We start from the raw sequence: 13,233 nt of genomic DNA, 5'->3' as shown, positions 1-13,233 counted from the left end.
TAAAAAGTAGAAAAATATGATATACTAACCTAAAAGGAGGAGGATTTATGGCTACCTTAAAAGACATTGCACAGCTAGCCTCTGTCTCTATCGCGACCGTATCTCGTGTCCTCAATCGCGACCAGAGTCTATCTGTTACAGAAGAAACCAGACACCGTATTTTAACTGTTGCTGAAGAGCTGGGCTACACCAAACACCTCAAGACAGGCGAGTTCCACAAGCCCAAGCAAAAGATTGCCATTATCCAATGGGTCAGCGAACAAGGAGAGTTGGACGACCTCTACTACTACCAGATTCGCCTAGGAATAGAAAAAAGAGCCCAAGAACTGGACTATGATATCTTACGCTATTTTAATGACCATCCTTTTACCCTAAGCGAGGAAGTGATTGGGATTCTCTGCATCGGAAAGTTCAGCCGATCACAAATCTCTGCCTTTGAAGAATACCAAAAACCTCTTGTATTTCTAGACAGTGATACCCTCTCGCTAGGACATACCTGCATTATCACGGACTTTTATACTGCCATGAAACAGGTTGTCGATTATTTTCTCAGCCAAGGGATGGACCGCATCGGGATTCTAACAGGTCTTGAGGAAACAACCGACCAAGAAGAAATTATTGAGGATAAACGGCTGGAGAATTTTAAAAACTACAGTCAGACAAAGGAAATCTATCATGATGAATTGGTCTTTCAAGGAAGCTTTACCGCCCAGTCTGGCTATGACTTGATGAAAGAGGCTATTCAGAATTTAGGAGACCAACTCCCACCAGCCTTTTTCGCAGCCAGCGATAGCCTTGCCATCGGTGCCCTCAGAGCCCTGCAAGAAGCTGGAATCAGCCTGCCAGACCGCGTTAGCCTCATTTCCTTTAACGACACTAGCCTGACCAAGCAGGTCTATCCTCCCCTCTCCAGTATCACTGTCTATACTGAGGAAATGGGCCGAGCAGGCATGGATATTCTTAACAAGGAAGTTCTCCACGGTCGGAAAATTCCTAGCTTGACTATGCTGGGAACCAGACTGACTCTAAGAGAGAGTACTCTGCCATAAATCAACAAATTAAACATGATAAAAAATCCTAATAGAGAGGCTCAAATCTCCATTAGGATTTTCTTTGTTAGTCCATCACAATCATAGACTTAATGGTCTTGCGTTCATCCATATCTTTATAGGCTTGATTAATATCTTCCAGTTTATAACTTGAAGTAAAGACACGACCTGGATTGATATCACCATCAAGGACGGCTTTTAGTAAAAATTGCTTATCGTATGTTGTCGCAGAAGCTGCCCCACCTGCTACAGAGATATTTTGCATAAATGTCGAACCAAGAGAACGATTATTATAGTGCGGTACACCAACAAAGCCCAAACGACCTCCATTATGAAGAACACCTAGCGCCTGTTCTACAGCAGCCTCCGTACCAACACATTCAAGTGCTGCGTCTGCTCCGCCACCGAGAATTTTACGCACCTTGGCAATACCTTCTTGACCTCGCTCAGATACAACAGCTGTCGCACCCGACTCCAGAGCCATCTTTTTGCGATCTTCATGACGGCTCATAAGGATAATTTGCGATGCACCACGCATCTTCGCCGCAATGACAGCACATTGACCAACAGCCCCATCGCCAATGACCACAACCTTATCCCCTTTTTGAACATTTGCAACACGCGCCGCATGATAGCCTGTAGGCATGACATCAGCAAGAGTCAAGAGGGACTTTAGCATACCTTCTGTGTAGTCAGAAGGTTGTCCAGGGATTTTAACCAGCGCCCAGTTTGCATAGTGAAAACGAATATATTCCGCCTGAAAATCGCCTCCCAAGTTATTACCAACATGATTGTCGCAAGAACCGTCAAAGCCAGCAAGACAGGCATCACACTCACCACATCCATGGGTAAAAGGGACAATGACAAAATCACCTGGTTTCACCGTCGTAATGGCTTCCCCAGTTTCTTCGACAATCCCAATCGCTTCGTGTCCACTATTTTTGTGTCCAGCTTTCGTTTCTGGATTACGGTACCTCCATAAATCTGAACCACAAACGCACGCGCGAACTACACGAATAATCACATCATCCGCTTCTATTATTTGCGGACGTTCAATTGTAGCAAGTCCAACCTGACGCGCCTTTGTATATACTACTGATTTCATTTAAAATTTTCCTTCCTTGTAAAGTTTAATTTTGAGATTTAAGCGATTTAAAGCCGTCTGTAACTGAGACAAGCGCTCCTCTAATTTTTTCTTTTCGTCTTCTAAAATACCAAGCCTTGCCTCTCACGTTTCATCCCCCTTTTGGTAGAGCGACATATAGTCAACTAAACTGTCTACAGAGACACCTGCCGAACGGAAACACTTAATAAATTCCAACGCTTCAATATACTGATCTTGAAAATCACGAATCCCTGTCGCGGTACGAGTAATCGGTGGCACAAGACCAACCCGTTCATAATACCGAATCGTATCCGCTGAAATTCCCAACAAGTCACTGGCAGATTTAATATTCATACACTAACCTCCTCTCATTCATTCACTGAGTTTAAGCTGTTCTAACTCACTTATCTTATTATATAACTTTGAGTTGACTCCAAGTCAAGTATCTTGCACCTAATCGAAAAATCTTTTATCATTAGCAATCATATATATGGAGTTTATACAATGCTCTTAACTTACCAATCTTTTAAAATATTTAATACTCTATTCCAAATACGATAGTACCCAATCATTTTTCACTTTTTCTAATGATGATGCTCATGATTCCGCTCCAAGTCACACACCTGACGCTTATGTTCTCGGTGGGTTTCTAAGTCTGCATCCACCTCAATGGTAATATTTTGGAAACCACAATCTTTGAGGAAAATTCGAATAGATTCTTTACAAGCTTCCATATTCCCCATTTCTTTCATACAAACATGGACAATGGCATTTTTTTCCAAACCATCCATAGTCCAGAGATTAAGCTGATTAAGACTGGCCACATTATCCAATTGCTCTAAGCCACTCTTCACTTGCTTGATATCAAGACCTTCTGGCACAGCATCCAAGAAAATCTTGAGCGTAGACCAAAAACGTGGAAGAGCTTTTGAAAGAATAAAGAAAGAAATGACAAGGGACAAAAGTGGATCTAGGATATACCAGTCCGTGAATCGAAGAACAATCGCCATCAGAATCACAGCCAGCCACCCTAGGGTATCTTCCAGAAAATGCAGACTTAGAATAGACTCATTCTTTGTCTTTCCCTTACTAACCACTAGACTCGCTAACACATTGATAGTAATCGCAATCATTCCTAACCAGAGAATCCCCTCGTCATTGACTGGTTGTGGATGAAAGATCTTCGTGACATTTTCCAAAATGACTAGAACAGATCCTGTTACGAGAATCACAGCTGTTACCAAGGCTCCTAGCAGACTAAACCGCTTATAGCCCAAGGTGTACTGATTATCTTCTTCACGATTAGAGATGGTTTCTAGAAAAGCTGATATTCCAATTGCAATCGCATCCCCCAAGTCATGCACAGAGTCAGCAAGAACAGCGCTCGAACCAAATACTCCACCTGCAATAAACTCGACAATGGCATAAGTCAAATTTAAGAAAAAAGCCACCCAAACAGCATATTTTGCCTTCATATTTCTCATTCCTTTGTTATAATAGATTCATGAACATCTTGTTCATTATCATTATCCACTAAAACTCAAAGAAAGGATAGAAGCAAAAAGTCAGCTTTATTCAGTTCTGAACAATTTGCCTCAAATGTCCATATGACTAAGATTGACCGCCGTATCAGTAAAACAAAAAAAGCCATCTATCAAGCCTTTCTACAACTTTTGAATGCTAAGGGCTACGAGGCTACTACTGTTCAGGATATCATTGATCTCGCAGATGTGGGACGTTCTACCTTTTACTGTCACTATGAGAGCAAGGAGCTACTTCTGGATGAGCTCTGTCGCTACCTCTTCCATCACCTCTTTGAAAGAGAGCAAGCCATTTCAACCAAAGATTACCTCGCCCACCTCTTTCTGCATTTTCAGAAAAATCAAGACCATATCACCAGTTTACTATTCTCCAAAAATGACTACTTCCTCCGTCAACTCCAGAGAGAGCTGGAGCACCACGTCTATCCCATGCTGGCTGATGATTTGAAAAAAGCTCACCCAAGTCTGCCTGATTCTTATCTCCAACACTTAGTTGTAACCAACTTTATCGAGACATTGACCTGGTGGCTCAAAAAAGGGCAAGACTTCACAGAACAAGAAGTGGTCCAGTTTTATCTAGACCTTCTCATTCCTAAAAATTGAATACATTGTAGAGCTCAGTTTCCTTATACCCAGGCTACTGAGCTTTTACTTTTCAACAATAAAAGAGGACCCACAGTTACTCTTTTTCATCATATAATACTCTTCGAAAATCTCTTCAAATCACGTCAACATCGCCTTGCCGTACTCAATTACAGCCTGCTGCTAGTTTCCTAGTTTGCTCTTTGATTTTCATTTAGTATAAAATCCTTTAGTATCAACTCTATCTATTTTATCCCAAAACTTAAAACATCTTTTCCTAGTTAGGTAAATCAGTATTCTGCTTAGCAGCCTTACTCCACTGATACCAACCAACTAGACTGTTGATGAGATAAATTAGATATTTCCCTTGAATTTGCAGGCTTTCTCCCCACCAGAGATAGATAGAAAAGACATTGGTAGCTGCCCAGAATATCCATTGTTCACGGTAAACAGCTGTCATAAGGATTTGCCCTACCCCATTGGTCGCATCTGTGATGGAATCACGATAGGGACGATTGGCTCCGATAGACTGATAAATAAATCCAAAGGCCAACCACCAGAGAACACTAATGGAAAGATACTTAGTCCAGCCCTTACCATCCAGCTTACGCGCGACAAACTCCTGTTTTTCCTTTTTAAATTGTGCCTGATAAATCCAAACTAGAAGACCAATTGGCTGCATGACCGTGAAGTAAAGGGTCGTGAGCACCTCACCATAAAATCCTTTCTGTAAAGCCAAGATAAGGTAGATAACAGAGTTAATCAAGCCAAAAAGATAATTACTTGCCCGACCTTCCGATACAAAGATAACACAAATAATCCCTGTCAGACTACAAATCATCCCAATCCAGTCAACAATACGGTGTTCATAAATCAATTCCAGCCAGAGAGGAAAACTTCCTAAAACCAGCAAATAAAGCCACTGGGCGAAACTACGATGGGCAAAAAGGTCATCCCAGATAGCCTTCATCGTTCCTGAAAATCCTAAATCAGCCATAGCTGAAACCATACGACGGTAACCACCAGACATTTCACCTAGGGTTGTTTTGATATTCTCAATTTTCTTTTGCAAATAAGTATGCATCATTTCTCCTTTTGTTTTTAAAGAGCCGTGTCTGGATAGACTTTCGGACGCAACGCTCTATTAGATAATGAACTGCCTATACACATGATTTCTAGCCTTAGTCGACATGAGCTGAAAATCCTTGTTTGTTAAGTAGTTCACAACACATTATACACCTATTTTATGAATAGCCAAGTGTCTTTACAGTTAAATTTGCAAATTCCTGAAAATTTTCTCTTATTTTCCATTTTAAATGACATTTAGTAACTCTAATACCAAAAAAGCCCAGACGACATTGTCTGAGCATTCTTCTATATAGTCGTTTAACCAAATTGAGTCTAGCTTCTCAACCTATTTCTTCAACAAACCTTGTTCTTGTAGAAACTCCTTGGCTACTTGTTCTGCTGACTTACCTTCAACACCAACTTGGTAGTTGAGCTGGCTCATCTGGCTTTCAGTAATTTTACCAGCCAATTTATTGAGAACTTTTTCCAACTCAGGATGTTTCTTGAGAAGAGCTTCTTTCATGAGTGGTGCCCCTTGATAAGGTGGGAAAAGTTGCTTGTCATCTTCCAAGACCTGCAAATCATAACGCGCCAACTCCGCATCAGTCGAATAGGCATCCGTGATTTGAATATCACCTGACTGAATCGCCTGATAGCGAAGGGCTGGTTCCATGGTCGCTACATTGAGATTGAGACCATACATTGATTGCAAGCCCTTATTGCCATCTTCACGATCATTAAACTCGAGAGTAAAGCCTGCCTTCAACTGTCCTTCCACTTTTTTCAAGTCCGAAATAGTCTTCAAACCATATTCTTGAGCAATCTTTTTCGGAACAGCTACAGCGTAGGTATTTTGATAAGACATAGGTTTGAGATAGGCTAGATGATCCTGTTTGGCAATACCATCACGCGCTACATCATAAACCTGCTCTGGCTCATGACTCACTTTTGGTGATGGTTGAAGCAAACTTTCAGTTACCGTACCCGTAAATTCAGGATAGATGTCAATATCGCCTTTTTTCAGAGCTTCATAGAGAAAGCTTGTTTTCCCAAAATTCGGTTTAATAGTCGCAGTCATACTGGTATTTTCCTCAATCAGCAACTTATACATATTGGCCAAAATTTCTGGTTCTGGACCCAATTTCCCAGCAATCACCAAATTTTCTTTCTCTTTTTGAGCCAAGAGGGCTGGACTATAAGACAGACCGAGCAATATTGTCACCAAGGCAAAACCAGAGAAAATCGTCCGCAATTTTGCTTTTTCCATCACTTTTAATAGTAAGTTAAAGGCAATAGCCAGCACTGCAGAAGAAAGGGCCCCAATCAAAATCAGACTGGCATTATTACGGTCAATTCCCAAAAGGATAAAGGAACCTAGTCCACCTGCACCAATCAAGGCCGCCAAGGTGGCCGTACCGATAATCAAAACGGCCGCCGTGCGAATCCCAGACATAATGACAGGCATGGCAAGTGGAATTTCAAACTTCTTGAGGCGCTCCCACCTAGTCATCCCAAAGGCAATCCCAGCCTCTTGCAGACTTGGATCAATTCCCTTCAACCCAGTGATGGTATTTTGTAAGATCGGGAAAATCGCATAAATCACTAGCGCTGTTAAAGCCGGCAAGGTTCCAATTCCCATCAAGGGGATAAAGAGCCCCAACAAGGCCAGAGACGGGATAGTCTGGAAAATCCCTGCAATCTGCAAGACCCAGTCGGCCAACTTCTCATGATAGCGGAGATAAACAGCCAAGGGAATCGCGATAAAAATAGCCAACAACAAGGTCAAAAGTGACAACTGCAAATGTTGAGATAGAGCTGTCAACCAATCACTAAAACGATCCTGAAAAGTTGCAATTAAATTAGTCATGAACACTACCTCCAAACAAGTCTGCTACAAAGTCTGTTGCAGGAGCTTTTAAAATCGTCTCGGGATTCGCCACCTGACGAATCTCTCCATCCTGCAAAACAGCAATACGGTCCGCCAATTTCAGAGCTTCATCCGTATCATGGGTAACAAAAATCGTTGTCATCCCAAACTCTTTATGCAATTCTTTCGTCAAAACCTGCAACTGTTTTCTCGAAATTGCATCCAAGGCCGAAAAAGGTTCATCCATGAGAAGAATCTTAGGCTGACCAATCATAGCACGGACAATACCAACCCGCTGTTGCTCCCCACCAGATAATTCACTAGGCAAACGATGCCCATACTCAGCCACTGGTAAGCCAACCTTAGCCAAAAGCTCCTCAGTTTTCTTAGCAATTTCTTCCTTAGTCCATCCCTTCATCTCAGGAATCAGGGCAATATTTTCCTCAACCGTTAGATTGGGAAAGAGAGCAATAGCCTGTAAAACATAACCAGTAGAAAGACGAAGTTCACGCTCATCATAGTCTTTGATACGCTTGCCATCCATATAAATATTTCCATCAGTCGGTTCCAAGAGGCGGTTGACCATCTTAATCATGGTCGTCTTACCTGATCCAGATGGACCAACTAAAACCATAAACTCGCCATTCTCAATTCGTAAATTGACATCTCTCAAGATATCTTTTTCTGTGTAGCGTAAAGCTACATTTTTGTATTCAATCATTCTGTATCCTCAATTTAAAACTTCCCTCGATTGGTCAAGTCTTCTACCTTAGGCATGACTTCCTTATTGTCCCAATGCTCCACAATTTTCCCGTTTTCTAGACGGAAGATATCATACTGGACATAGGCAACTCCACCAATCTGAGTCTGACCATAGCTAACCACATAGTTTCCTTGTCCTAAGAGTTTAAAAACAAAGTCAAAAGTGGTCTTTACTTATAAACAGCTAATTTGCTCCATTTTAAACCTCATTTTCCTCCTCTTTCAGATTAGCCAAAATTCTTTCTTGAAAGGCTTCAAACTGACGAATTTCTTCCTCTGAAAATCCTTTGTAAAAAATCGTATCCAATTTCTGACTGACACGATGCCCCACTTCTTTCTGAGACTGCCCCAACTCTGTTAAAACCAAATACTTCTTACGCTTATCTTCTCCACATGGACTAATAGTTACAAGATTTTGTTCCTCTAGCTTTTTTATCATAGTCGTCAGCGTATTATTAGCAAGTCCAGTCGCCAAAGCAATATCTGTCGCAGTTGCACAGCCAGTTTCACTATTCCATAAAACCGCTAAAATCTTTCCCTGCTCACTCCGATAAAGAGCTTCAGGGTCTTGGCTCAGTAACCTTTGAAAAATCCGCCCATTCAATAAACGAATATGATGAGCTAGCAAATGACTATCTTTCATGACACCTCCAATTTATTTCGATATCGAAACGAATAAAGTAATTGTAACACTCATTATTCTAACTGTCAACTATTTCGATTTAGAAATAATTTTTCCCAATAAAAAAATCTCCTACTCAAGGTAGAAGATTTCAATCTTATAAACTTAATCCGTCATGTCCGATACCAAAGTTCGACGTTCCAATGGAATGCTGCACATAACTAGCAAGAAAATGAAACCTGACTGAATCCAGAAGAGGGCCAAGTCAAAGATTCCGTGTACAGCAACCACTGTAAGAAAAGATAGATAAAGACCAATAATCGGACGTTTCCCCGACTCCTGACTCATATCCATCATCAAGCGAACAGGAGCCACAGAAGACAAAACTAGTAAAATGGTCCCCACAATTCCGTAACTCAGAATCGTATCGATATAAAGACTGTGAGCATGTTCATGATAAGGAGCATGTATCCGAGGATAAGAGTGCATATAGGTTAATGGCCCCTCACCCCAAAAAGGATTTTGCTTAAATAAGGCCATCCCAGCATCCCAGATAGAAATCCGTTCTTCCATAGAAGAGTCTAAAGTCCCCATCCGAACTCCTAAATCACTGGAAAAAAGGAAACTCAAGCCAATCGCAAAGACCCCAATACTAAGCCAAAAGGCCTTCCAGTTTTTAATGGTCGTAAAGAGATAGATAATGGCTCCAGCGATAATAGCAGGAAAGGCAGTTCGATTTTGCGTAAAGTTCAAACCGAAGAGATTACCAAAGCCTGCAATCACACAGAATACTTTCAACCAATTCAACTTGGTCGTTGTAAACAGATAGAAAGCAATCATGATACAGAAACAACAAATAATTCCATAATAATTAGGATTAAAGAAGGTCACTTCTGCACGATTCTGATGCCACACCTGCATATTGGGTGAAAGAAAAGCATAGTTGAATTTCTTCACAATTTGGAAATGTTCTAAACTCGCAAAAGCAGCTGACAAGACGCTACCAAACAAGACGAGCTGCAAAATCAATCGAAAGAATTTATGTGATAAAATCGACTGATAGTGCAAAAAGAAAACAGTAAATAGAAAAATTCCTACTGAAGCCACAAGACCCATCCAATTTTGAGCAAAAGTGGATATAACAGTACTATAGCCAAGAAAAAGAAGTAGCATCGGATGCTCCCCCATTTTCTGAAGAATACTTTTCATATCTCCTGTAAAAATCAAACTGATAATATATAAACAGAATACAACTACAAAAAGATAAAAGGGTAAAAAGATACTCAGGATAATTCCCAATAAAATCAGTTCTTTACTAGACAACCCTTTCAGCTTTTCAATAAAGCCTATTGATTTCAAAATGAATCCTTTCTCTCCAAATCAATTGATTCAGATAATAGTAAGCTACCCTTTATTGTACCACTTTTTTAGCAATTTGAAAACAAAGGAATCGCTTCCATAGGTAAAAAAGCGAGCAAAAATACTGAGATTTCACAACTCAAGCTTAATAACTAGATTCACTCTAAAAAATCGTGCCGAAAATAGTAGGCATATGTTAAAATAGTAGTAATAAAATATAGATTAGAAGCAACTATCCAAACTAAAATCAAATCATATACTATTCTTAAAGAAAGGAAACACTATGAAATCCTACCAAGCCGTCTACCAAATTCTAGCTAAAGAAACCGACTATATCAGCGGAGAAAAAATCGCAGAAGAACTATCCCTAAGCCGAACATCAATTTGGAAAGCCATCAAGCGTCTAGAACAAGAAGGCATTGAAATTGACAGTATCAAAAACAAAGGCTACAAACTGGTGAATGGAGACCTTATTCTTCCAGAACTTCTAGAACAAAATCTTCCAATTAAAATAAGTTTTAAACCCGAAACAAAATCAACTCAACTAGATGCAAAAGAAGCAATTGATTTAGGGAATGAAGCAAACACCCTCTATATAGCTTCCTATCAAACAGCAGGCCGAGGTCGATTTCAACGTTCTTTCTACTCACCACAAGGTGGCATTTATATGACACTCCATCTCAAACCAAATCTCCCTTACGACAAATTACCATCCTACACACTACTTGTAGCAGGAGCTGTCTACAAAGCCATTAAGAACCTAACTTTAATTGATGTCGACATAAAATGGGTCAATGATATCTACCTAAACAATCATAAAATTGGAGGAATCCTTACTGAGGCAATGACCTCTGTAGAAACTGGCTTAGTCACAGATATCATTATTGGAGTAGGTATTAATTTCACTATTAAAGATTTTCCTCAGGAATTAAAAGAAAAAGCTGCTAGTTTATTTAAAACACCAGCACCTATTACCAGAAATGAATTAATCATAGAAACCTGGCGGACTTTCTTCGAAACACCAGCAGAAGAGCTATTATACTTATACAAAAAACAGTCATTTGTTCTAGGAAAAGAAGTGACTTTTACACTAGATCAAAAAGACTACAAGGGACTTGCTAAAGATATCTCTGAAAATGGAAAACTTCTAGTTCAATGTGATAATGGAAAAGAAATCTGGCTAAATAGTGGCGAAATTTCACTCAAGAGTTGGAAGTAATAATAAACTAGCACAACCGTAAAATCAACAATATATACAAATTTTAGTATTTCTTCAGCCCTATACAGTTGAAAAAGAGCCATTTTAAGGAGAATTCTAGTAGGAATACCAGTCGTTTCTAGGTAAGGGGTCTTAGACGGTTTTTGAAAGTCATATTTCTTCATTTGACTTCCAGAACTAGGACAAGATGGGGCATTGTAATCCAGTTTCGCGATGATTTCCTTGTGAGTATCCCTATTGACGATATCTAAAATCTTGATATTTTGGTCTTTGATATCGAACAATTTTGTGATAAAATGTAACTATTCCATATGATTCTTTCTAATGATGGTTTGGTTGCTTTTCATTATAGATCATATGGAACTTTTTTCTACATAAAAATAGGCTCCGTAATATTTATAGGGGGGTACCCACTACAAATATTATGGAGTCTTTTTATCGCTCTGAATACCAAAAAAGAAAGGACGAAATGTGTCCTTCCTAGAACTTAGCTTTTCTTCAACCCACTACAGTTGACAGAGAGTCGAAATTAAACGGAGAATAAGGGATTCGAACCCTTGCGCCAGTTACCCGACCTAACGATTTAGCAAACCGTCCTCTTCAGCCTCTTGAGTAATTCTCCTATTAATGGGCACGAGTGGACTCGAACCACCGACCTCACGCTTATCAGGCGTGCGCTCTAACCACCTGAGCTACGCGCCCAAGTTAAAAACTTGGTAATTTGAACAAAGTTCAAAGCGGGTGACGAGAATCGAACTCGCGACAACAGCTTGGAAGGCTGTAGTTTTACCACTAAACTACACCCGCATAAAAACTATAAATAAAAATGGCGCGAGACGGAATCGAACCGCCGACACATGGAGCTTCAATCCATTGCTCTACCAACTGAGCTACCGAGCCTTATTGCGGGAGCAGGATTTGAACCTACGACCTTCGGGTTATGAGCCCGACGAGCTACCGAGCTGCTCCATCCCGCGTTATTACAAAAGGAGGATGTGGGATTCGAACCCACGCACGCTTTTACACGCCTGACGGTTTTCAAGACCGTTCCCTTCAGCCGGACTTGGGTAATCCTCCATATTATTTAAATGGACCTTGTAGGACTTGAACCTACGACCACTCGGTTATGAGCCGAGAGCTCTAACCAGCTGAGCTAAAGGTCCAACAAGATCATTATAGCGGCGAAGGGGATCGAACCCCCGACCTCCCGGGTATGAACCGGACGCTCTAGCCAGCTGAGCTACACCGCCATATATCGGGAAGACAGGATTCGAACCTGCGACACCTTGGTCCCAAACCAAGTACTCTACCAAGCTGAGCTACTTCCCGAGTTAAATAGAAAAATGCACCCTAGAGGAGTCGAACCTCTAACCGCCTGATTCGTAGTCAGGTACTCTATCCAGTTGAGCTAAGGGTGCTCATTAGTTTATGCCGAGGACCGGAATCGAACCGGTACGATCGTTACCAATCGCAGGATTTTAAGTCCTGTGCGTCTGCCAGTTCCGCCACCCCGGCCTCTCTAAGCGAACGACGGGATTCGAACCCGCGACCCCCACCTTGGCAAGGTGGTGTTCTACCACTGAACTACGTTCGCACTGTTTTCTTCTATCTAAAAATGCCGGCTACATGACTTGAACACGCGACCCTCTGATTACAAATCAGATGCTCTACCAACTGAGCTAAGCCGGCTCATTTATTATATCTTAATGCGGGTTAAGGGACTTGAACCCCCACGCCGTTAAGCGCCAGATCCTAAATCTGGTGCGTCTGCCAATTCCGCCAAACCCGCATATATGACCCGTACTGGGCTCGAACCAGTGACCCATTGATTAAAAGTCAATTGCTCTACCAACTGAGCTAACGAGTCTAAAATAACTTACGTTATTCTAACGGTCCCGACGGGAATCGAACCCGCGATCTTCGCCGTGACAGGGCGACGTGATAACCGCTACACTACGGGACCTATGGGAGTTAACGGGATCGAACCGCTGACCCTCTGCTTGTAAGGCAGATGCTCTCCCAGCTGAGCTAAACTCCCTAGAGCTAAGCGACTTCCATA

Annotated in this window: 10 protein-coding genes, 17 tRNA genes and 3 pseudogenes; 3 read left to right on the top strand and 27 right to left on the bottom strand. The window is 41.2% G+C overall.

Translation table 11 applies throughout. The features are described from left to right. Positions 1-47: 47 nt before the first annotated feature. Positions 48-1,049 (top strand): DNA-binding transcriptional regulator GalR, encoded by a 1,002-nt coding sequence (gene galR, locus FJN11_RS10225; protein ID WP_140224622.1) that lies wholly within the window; start codon positions 48-50, stop codon positions 1,047-1,049. Positions 1,050-1,116: 67 nt separating this feature from the next. Here the strand turns inward: galR and FJN11_RS10220 are convergent, their stop codons facing one another. From FJN11_RS10220 to FJN11_RS10210, 3 genes and pseudogenes are all read right to left on the bottom strand, one after another. After that, a complete protein-coding gene (locus FJN11_RS10220) occupies positions 1,117-2,154 on the bottom strand; it encodes a zinc-binding dehydrogenase (protein WP_140224621.1) in 1,038 nt (345 codons plus the stop codon). Beyond that, positions 2,155-2,508, bottom strand: a pseudogene (gene nmlR, locus FJN11_RS10215) (stress response transcriptional regulator NmlR). A 230-nt stretch (positions 2,509-2,738) separates the two neighbouring features. After that, the gene (locus FJN11_RS10210) at positions 2,739-3,629 is read right to left on the bottom strand and encodes a cation diffusion facilitator family transporter (protein WP_181146419.1); all 891 of its coding nucleotides are present in this window, start codon (positions 3,627-3,629) and stop codon (positions 2,739-2,741) included. A gap of 132 nt (positions 3,630-3,761) precedes the next feature. On the opposite strand from FJN11_RS10210, the gene FJN11_RS10205 reads away from it, so the two are divergent. Further along, positions 3,762-4,298: a TetR/AcrR family transcriptional regulator gene (locus FJN11_RS10205; protein ID WP_049552495.1), complete on the top strand. Its 537-nt coding sequence runs from the start codon at positions 3,762-3,764 to the stop codon at positions 4,296-4,298. A gap of 256 nt (positions 4,299-4,554) precedes the next feature. On the opposite strand, the gene pnuC is transcribed toward FJN11_RS10205, so the two are convergent. The 6 genes and pseudogenes from pnuC to FJN11_RS10175 all read right to left on the bottom strand — a co-directional run bounded on the left by pnuC (position 4,555) and on the right by FJN11_RS10175 (position 9,955). Continuing rightward, the gene (gene pnuC / locus FJN11_RS10200) at positions 4,555-5,361 is read right to left on the bottom strand and encodes a nicotinamide riboside transporter PnuC (protein WP_181146423.1); all 807 of its coding nucleotides are present in this window, start codon (positions 5,359-5,361) and stop codon (positions 4,555-4,557) included. A gap of 330 nt (positions 5,362-5,691) precedes the next feature. Next, a complete protein-coding gene (locus FJN11_RS10195) occupies positions 5,692-7,212 on the bottom strand; it encodes an ABC transporter permease/substrate-binding protein (protein WP_120770519.1) in 1,521 nt (506 codons plus the stop codon). Further along, complete coding sequence (locus tag FJN11_RS10190; protein WP_120770520.1) at positions 7,205-7,933, bottom strand: ATP-binding cassette domain-containing protein; 729 nt, start codon at positions 7,931-7,933, stop codon at positions 7,205-7,207. The genes FJN11_RS10195 and FJN11_RS10190 overlap by 8 nt, the downstream gene beginning before the upstream one ends. Positions 7,934-7,947: 14 nt before the next feature. After that, positions 7,948-8,139: pseudogene (locus FJN11_RS10185) on the bottom strand (nuclear transport factor 2 family protein); the annotation flags it as partial. Positions 8,140-8,173: 34 nt separating this feature from the next. After that, complete coding sequence (locus FJN11_RS10180) at positions 8,174-8,617, bottom strand: MarR family winged helix-turn-helix transcriptional regulator (protein ID WP_049491343.1); 444 nt, start codon at positions 8,615-8,617, stop codon at positions 8,174-8,176. Positions 8,618-8,761: 144 nt separating this feature from the next. Further along, complete coding sequence (locus FJN11_RS10175; RefSeq protein WP_115903961.1) at positions 8,762-9,955, bottom strand: O-antigen ligase family protein; 1,194 nt, start codon at positions 9,953-9,955, stop codon at positions 8,762-8,764. 283 nt (positions 9,956-10,238) lie between these two features. Between FJN11_RS10175 and birA the strand changes: the two genes are divergently transcribed. Continuing rightward, positions 10,239-11,174, top strand: coding sequence for a bifunctional biotin--[acetyl-CoA-carboxylase] ligase/biotin operon repressor BirA (gene birA, locus FJN11_RS10170; RefSeq protein WP_042750530.1), 936 nt, complete (start codon positions 10,239-10,241; stop codon positions 11,172-11,174). 44 nt (positions 11,175-11,218) lie between these two features. Here the strand turns inward: birA and FJN11_RS10165 are convergent. From FJN11_RS10165 to FJN11_RS10080, 18 genes and pseudogenes are all read right to left on the bottom strand, one after another. Next, a pseudogene (locus FJN11_RS10165) lies at positions 11,219-11,467 on the bottom strand (ISL3 family transposase); the annotation flags it as partial. A 241-nt stretch (positions 11,468-11,708) separates the two neighbouring features. Continuing rightward, positions 11,709-11,796, bottom strand: a tRNA-Ser gene (locus FJN11_RS10160). A gap of 6 nt (positions 11,797-11,802) precedes the next feature. Beyond that, positions 11,803-11,876 (bottom strand) — tRNA-Ile (locus FJN11_RS10155). Between the two features lie 34 nt (positions 11,877-11,910). Beyond that, a tRNA-Gly gene (locus FJN11_RS10150) sits at positions 11,911-11,981 on the bottom strand. 20 nt (positions 11,982-12,001) lie between these two features. Further along, positions 12,002-12,074, bottom strand: a tRNA-Phe gene (locus FJN11_RS10145). 3 nt (positions 12,075-12,077) lie between these two features. Further along, positions 12,078-12,151: transfer RNA gene (locus FJN11_RS10140), tRNA-Met, on the bottom strand. 10 nt (positions 12,152-12,161) lie between these two features. Then, positions 12,162-12,251, bottom strand: a tRNA-Ser gene (locus FJN11_RS10135). A 12-nt stretch (positions 12,252-12,263) separates the two neighbouring features. Continuing rightward, a tRNA-Ile gene (locus FJN11_RS10130) sits at positions 12,264-12,337 on the bottom strand. Positions 12,338-12,350: 13 nt separating this feature from the next. Beyond that, positions 12,351-12,424 (bottom strand) — tRNA-Met (locus tag FJN11_RS10125). Positions 12,425-12,429: 5 nt separating this feature from the next. Further along, positions 12,430-12,503 (bottom strand) — tRNA-Pro (locus FJN11_RS10120). Positions 12,504-12,518: 15 nt separating this feature from the next. Next, a tRNA-Arg gene (locus tag FJN11_RS10115) sits at positions 12,519-12,592 on the bottom strand. 11 nt (positions 12,593-12,603) lie between these two features. Next, positions 12,604-12,689 (bottom strand) — tRNA-Leu (locus FJN11_RS10110). A 7-nt stretch (positions 12,690-12,696) separates the two neighbouring features. Further along, positions 12,697-12,768 (bottom strand) — tRNA-Gly (locus FJN11_RS10105). Positions 12,769-12,790: 22 nt separating this feature from the next. After that, a tRNA-Thr gene (locus FJN11_RS10100) sits at positions 12,791-12,863 on the bottom strand. A gap of 18 nt (positions 12,864-12,881) precedes the next feature. Beyond that, positions 12,882-12,963, bottom strand: a tRNA-Leu gene (locus FJN11_RS10095). A 5-nt stretch (positions 12,964-12,968) separates the two neighbouring features. After that, positions 12,969-13,041 (bottom strand) — tRNA-Lys (locus FJN11_RS10090). Between the two features lie 23 nt (positions 13,042-13,064). Further along, a tRNA-Asp gene (locus FJN11_RS10085) sits at positions 13,065-13,137 on the bottom strand. Positions 13,138-13,139: 2 nt separating this feature from the next. Continuing rightward, a tRNA-Val gene (locus FJN11_RS10080) sits at positions 13,140-13,212 on the bottom strand. Positions 13,213-13,233: the final 21 nt, after the last annotated feature.

This window comes from Streptococcus symci, from assembly GCF_006385165.1.
Lineage (GTDB): Bacteria > Bacillota > Bacilli > Lactobacillales > Streptococcaceae > Streptococcus > Streptococcus symci.
This window is presented reverse-complemented; position numbering and strand designations above follow the sequence as displayed.

Excerpts from the sequence above, each read along its gene's own strand:
- FJN11_RS10195 (WP_120770519.1), bottom strand. The coding sequence starts at position 7,212 with ATGACTAATTTAATTGCAACTTTTCAGGATCGTTTTAGTGATTGGTTG.
- FJN11_RS10220 (WP_140224621.1), bottom strand. The coding sequence starts at position 2,154 with ATGAAATCAGTAGTATATACAAAGGCGCGTCAGGTTGGACTTGCTACA.
- pnuC (WP_181146423.1), bottom strand. The coding sequence starts at position 5,361 with ATGCATACTTATTTGCAAAAGAAAATTGAGAATATCAAAACAACCCTA.
- FJN11_RS10210 (WP_181146419.1), bottom strand. The coding sequence starts at position 3,629 with ATGAAGGCAAAATATGCTGTTTGGGTGGCTTTTTTCTTAAATTTGACT.
- FJN11_RS10205 (WP_049552495.1), top strand. The coding sequence starts at position 3,762 with ATGACTAAGATTGACCGCCGTATCAGTAAAACAAAAAAAGCCATCTAT.
- galR (WP_140224622.1), top strand. The coding sequence starts at position 48 with ATGGCTACCTTAAAAGACATTGCACAGCTAGCCTCTGTCTCTATCGCG.
- birA (WP_042750530.1), top strand. The coding sequence starts at position 10,239 with ATGAAATCCTACCAAGCCGTCTACCAAATTCTAGCTAAAGAAACCGAC.
- FJN11_RS10190 (WP_120770520.1), bottom strand. The coding sequence starts at position 7,933 with ATGATTGAATACAAAAATGTAGCTTTACGCTACACAGAAAAAGATATC.
- FJN11_RS10180 (WP_049491343.1), bottom strand. The coding sequence starts at position 8,617 with ATGAAAGATAGTCATTTGCTAGCTCATCATATTCGTTTATTGAATGGG.